A 5,153-nucleotide genomic window follows, 5' to 3' on the forward strand; every position below is an offset into this window, starting at 1 on the left:
TATTAAGTTTTCTTTCTTTGCTTTTTCTTTTTTGATTAAGTCAATCGTTTCAAAGATAGCCATCCACTTGTCTTTATTTTTAGGACTCTTTAACTTTCTAAGAGCTTCAGTATAGATTTGATGAACGCGTGTCACGCTAAGATTAAGTTCTTTAGCTATCTCTTCAAAACTCATTTTTTAGCCAAGCATTAAAAATGATGCGGCAGCTTCTATGTGTTTAAGCTCAACCGCTTTCCCATCTGCAAATTCACAAGCTCTTTTTAAAAGCTTCTCACTTTTTCTAAAGTTGCCACGAGCGAGGTTAAAAACCAAATCAATTGCCTTTTTCTCCTCCACATCAAAGTGCTTACAAAGCATTTTTAAGTCTTCATCTTTTAAACCTTCTTTGTTTTGGTAGCAAAGTCCTTTTAATTCCCATTTTGCACCAATTCTAGAGCTTAGTTGTCCGTACTCGTTGTAATCATTTCTGCCAATGCCTGTAAGATTGTTTTTAAGTTTTCTAGTACCTACTAAGATTAAAGCAGTATTTGAAAAATCATATATGCGTCTTAAGCACTCCAAAGCACGAAACGGCAAATGCTCACTCTCATCTATAATTAAAACCTTTGAAGTTCTTGCTAACTCGCTAGCAATGCCTCTAATCTTATCATCCAAAGAACCTTTAAAACACACATTGAGTTTATTTTCAAGCCCCACCAAAAGCATTCTTTTACTAGTTTCTGTTGTAGCTTCAAAAAGCACCACTCTTGTTCCATTTTTAGTGGCATATTCTTTAATGGCTCTGCTTTTTCCAGTCCCCGCTTCGCCAATGATTACTCCCATTTCGCGATTGCTCATGGCACTTTCAATGGTTACATTAATCGCCTTTGCATCTTTAGTGGCAATAAAAGGTGTTTGAAGCTCTTTCATGCTTTTTTCTTCCACAAAGCTTTTAATGTATTTTTCAAGTAAAGGCTCTACTTTTGAAGCGTATTTATAGCTACTTCCTTCTTTCATATAGCCCACCATATAGCTTTTATTAATCCCTAAACGATCGGAGAGATTGTTTTGAGAGATGTTTTGGGTGCTTAAAAACTTTTTAGTAAGTTCTACTAATTCCATTTTTTATCCTTTTGTTTTTTTTATGAGTAAAAACTCTTTAAAACTTGGATTAATCAAGCTTTAAACAATTTTTAACCAGCAAAATATTTCTTTTCGACAAAAGCTTCCATGTCAAACTCGCTTTCATCATTATTTATTTCTTTTTTAGCATTTAAAATAAGCTCATCTGCATTAGCATTGTTTTTAATCTCTTCTAATTCTCTTTGAGTTTTTAAAGTTTCTTTTGCAAGGGATTTTTGATGCACCTCTTTAGCTTCTACGAGTGAGTTTTCAAAAGCACTTTGTAAATCTTGTAAGTCTTGTTTAATATTAAGTTTAGTAAAGGCGGCAATCTCATCTTTTTTAAGCACTTCTTTAATCGCTTTAACTTCACTTTCATAACCTTTTTTAAGCATTTTATAGCTTTCTTTACTAAGTTTAGCGATACTTTCATCAAGTGCTAGACAAAGGAAGTTTCCGCTTAAATCATAAATGAAAAGCTCTTTAATATTATCGATATTTTGTACACATTTAACTTTTGTGCCAACACTTGGCATTAAAGCACTTTTATAAACTCTACTTTCAAAGTTAATGCCTTTTTTACCCACGACCCTAAGTTCTTTATTTCCAGCGTTAAACAAAAATTCTTCATAAGATATTTTTACAATAGCTCTATCGCACGAGTTCCAAAGCTCAAGTGGAGTTTTAACGCCTTTTTTGCGGCGAACTTTGCTCATGTTCCATTTAATCACTTCAGCTTCTAAAAACTCACAAGCTTCGCTGAATGTGTGAAGGAGTTTTTGATTAGTTTTTTTGGCAAAGCCGTATTCATCTTTAGCTTTTCTTTCTTTCTTAGGAGTTTTTTGCTCTATCATTTCTCTTTTGGCAAGATTATTGCCAATATGTCCATGCATTTTAGAAATTCCTGCATGTTGAAGTGTCCCAAAGCGTCTTTCAACTAAAGCTTTTTGTTCTCCTGCATAAGCAATAGCTGCATCATAGGTAATATTAAGCCCATCAAGCAAGCTTTGAAAATCTTTAGAAAGATAATCTTTTCCATTATCCCCTTTAATCATATCAGGCTTACCAAATTGATCTATAGCTTTCCATAAAAGACGCGTCAAACTTAAAGAATTTGATTTACTTACTAAAGTAGCCACACCCATACCACTAAAGACATCAACGACACTTAAGATGTGAGGGCGGAAAGGCTCTAGCGTTTCATCGTCTCTTACTATAATATCAGCTGGGGAACTATCGATTTGCCAACACATGTTTTTCATGTCATATAGCTCTCTTTGATTTCCTTGTGCAGGGAGAAACTTAGATTTTGCACGATCTAAGCCTTGAGTGATAATACAATGTTCTAATGGTTTATCTTTATAGTAGTTTTTAATGAAATTTTGTAAGGTTTTTACACTAAAAAGCGGTTTTACCTCTCCTAAATCAAAACCTATGAAATCATAATTTTCTTTAGTGGCTGCTTCTTTGTGGATTTGCCACCAAAGTTCAGTAAAGTTAAAACCACCTGCTGCAAAGGTGCGATATTCTCTTAAAGCGTATTCTTGCATCCAAGTGCTAAGTTTAGTTTTATCTTTGCGGTGAAGTCCGCGAGTGTCGATAAGACCTAGAATGCCATTTTCTTTATATGCTTTGCGAATTCTAAAAATTTCTATTTTAGAAATACCACATATCTCTAAAGCTCTTTTTTGTTTTAAACCACCTTCAATATATTTTTCTACTTGCTTTAAAGCCTTAAGCTTTTCTCTAGCATTGTTTTTAATCTCATCGCTTAAATTTTCAAATTTTAAATTTAAAACAGCCAAATCATCATTCATTTTTGACTCTGTTAAATTTAAATTACTGGTTTTTAAACTATTATTTGCAGTTTTTAAATTATCGGTAGTAATAATTTCACTCAATTTAACTTTTTGCATTTTTTCATCATAAATTAAAGTATTTTTACTGATTAATTGCTTATTAAAGGCGGTTAAAAGCTCATCTTTACTGATTTTAAATAGTAGTTTTTTACCACCGCGTCCACCTTTTTCGTTATCCACTTTTAACCACTCATATTTATTTGAGTTTCTACTTACTGCAAGCCTCAAAGCTCCTGTGCTTACATTAAAAGTTTGTGCGGCTTCTTTGGTTTCTAAGAAGTAACTCATGAACAAGCCCTAGGCATTTCATCAATGATTTTAAGCTCAAAAAGCTTCTCATAAACAGCTTTTGTGTTAGTTTTTGCTTTGTATTTTTCAGAATAAAGTCCATTAACTACACGAAATAAACTCATATAGTGAAGATTATGTTTTTGAGCAAATTTTTTAAGATTGATACCATTATCTTCAAAGTATTGTTTTAACAAAATATCTCCTTTAATTTGTAATTTTTATTTCAAATTGATATTTTTTAAGATACAATTTGTAAATAATTTTTCAAATTATAAGACAAAATGCGAATTAAGTCAAGTTATTTTATCGCATTTTGTGAATTTTTTAATAAAAAAGGTTCATAATGTATAAAACAACAGACATTTTGAATAGAGTTTATGCTATTTTAAATATTACCGACGACAAGGAATTTTGTGGAATTTATGAGATAAAACCCAATACATTAAGTACTTGGAGAACTAGAAATACCATCCCTTATGAGTTATTATTGAAAATATCAAAAGAACAAAATATATCGCTTGACAGCATCTTTTTTGGCAAAATGCGAATTAATGATGACAATTTGCAATTAAGATACTATACGGATGTTGCTGCCGCTGCTGGATATGGTGCAATAAATAGCAAATTGGAATATACGGAAATAGTAATAAGCAAAAAATTTGCTTGCGAGGCATTGGGATTGCCGCCTTTAACAAGGCTTGATATTATTAAAGTTATAGGGGATAGTATGGAGCCTTTTATTCATAATGGAGATGTTATAGCTGTTGATGTTAGTAAAAATAAACTCGAGCTTGTAAAAAATGGAGATATCGTGGTTATTAATCTTGATGGTGAAATTTACTGCAAAAAGCTCCTCAAGCAACCTTTTGTAAATGAAATTGTATTGAGCTCTATGAATTCTTTTTATAAGGACATTGTTGTTAATATAGATCAAATTAGCTGTGCTGAAATTATAGGCGTTGTTTGTAAAGCAATTTCAATTAAAACTTTTGAAAATGCTATTATAAAATATGAATGATGCTATATTTTATTATTGCAATATTAATTATAATAATTGCTTTATTTATTTATTCTGGTTTTAAAACGGAATTGAAATTAAAAAAAATAGCAGATGGTGCTCTTACTAAACAAGATTTAAAAGAGATAGAAGTAATATCTAAATATTATGAAATTTCTTTAATAGAAGCAGCAAAAATTCATTATGGTAAAGCTATTATTACAGAAGAAATGATCGAAAGATTAGAAAGACCCTATCGAGAATTATATGAACAATATAAAAAACTTTCTATAAATGAGCAAGGAAAATTTTTGCACAATTTGCTTTTAAATAATCAAGATGAATATGCAGAAGCAATAAGATTTATTCAAATTGCAGAAGAAAGCGTTAATATAGCTTTAAAATCAAAAAATAAAGATATTGCAGAAAGCAGAAGAAAACTTGCATTAGAAATAGAATAAAAAATACAGAAAGGATATCCTAAAGCCTATGGCTTAATTATAGATATAATTCAGCTTTTGGAAGATAATTATGATGTAAATCTTTTTGAAAATCAATGCATTAAGTATTATGAAGAAGCTCAAAAGTTAAAAACCATTAAATCCAAGCAAAAAAGAATTGATTATATAAATGATTTAATAAAAGAAGCTGAAATAAATCCTAAAATCGATGAGAAATTTGTTAATTTTTGGAAAAATAAAGTAAAAGAAATACAATAATTACATTTTAAGTTTAAGGTTTGTAGAAAAATAAAATGCAACCAAAAAGTATCATTTTATTTTTCTATGGTTACATTTTATTTTTCCGCCGACATTATTCAAATAAAGAGTAAAATAATTAAATAAGGAGAAATTATGCTTAAAAAATTAGCAAGTTCATTGATTTTAGGTTCTTTGTTAGCTAGT

General features: G+C 30.4%; 5 protein-coding genes and 1 pseudogene. 2 read left to right on the forward strand and 4 right to left on the reverse strand.

Annotation, left to right across the window (positions count from 1 at the left end):
• The 4 genes from AJ885_RS09675 to AJ885_RS09690 form a co-directional block, all read right to left on the reverse strand.
• Positions 1-174 (reverse strand): sigma factor-like helix-turn-helix DNA-binding protein (locus AJ885_RS09675; protein ID WP_070281064.1); only part of this gene is annotated, 174 nt, incomplete at its 3' end.
• A gap of 3 nt (positions 175-177) precedes the next feature.
• Complete coding sequence (locus tag AJ885_RS09680; RefSeq protein WP_070281232.1) at positions 178-1,101, reverse strand: AAA family ATPase; 924 nt, start codon at positions 1,099-1,101, stop codon at positions 178-180.
• A 71-nt stretch (positions 1,102-1,172) separates the two neighbouring features.
• Positions 1,173-3,248, reverse strand: coding sequence for a DDE-type integrase/transposase/recombinase (locus AJ885_RS09685; RefSeq protein ID WP_070281234.1), 2,076 nt, complete (start codon positions 3,246-3,248; stop codon positions 1,173-1,175).
• Positions 3,245-3,445 (reverse strand): hypothetical protein, encoded by a 201-nt coding sequence (locus tag AJ885_RS09690; RefSeq protein ID WP_002793921.1) that lies wholly within the window; start codon positions 3,443-3,445, stop codon positions 3,245-3,247. Before AJ885_RS09690 ends, AJ885_RS09685 begins: the two co-directional genes overlap by 4 nt.
• Positions 3,446-3,594: 149 nt before the next feature.
• On the opposite strand from AJ885_RS09690, the gene AJ885_RS09695 reads away from it, so the two are divergent.
• The gene (locus tag AJ885_RS09695; protein WP_002804144.1) at positions 3,595-4,269 is read left to right on the forward strand and encodes a S24 family peptidase; all 675 of its coding nucleotides are present in this window, start codon (positions 3,595-3,597) and stop codon (positions 4,267-4,269) included.
• A pseudogene (locus AJ885_RS10920) lies at positions 4,269-4,967 on the forward strand (hypothetical protein). The gene AJ885_RS09695 and the pseudogene AJ885_RS10920 overlap by 1 nt, the downstream one beginning before the upstream one ends.
• The last annotated feature ends 186 nt before the right edge of the window (positions 4,968-5,153 follow it).

Origin of the sequence: Campylobacter sp. BCW_6464 (genome assembly GCF_001762775.1) — a bacterium.
In the GTDB taxonomy this organism is placed as follows: domain Bacteria; phylum Campylobacterota; class Campylobacteria; order Campylobacterales; family Campylobacteraceae; genus Campylobacter_D; species Campylobacter_D jejuni.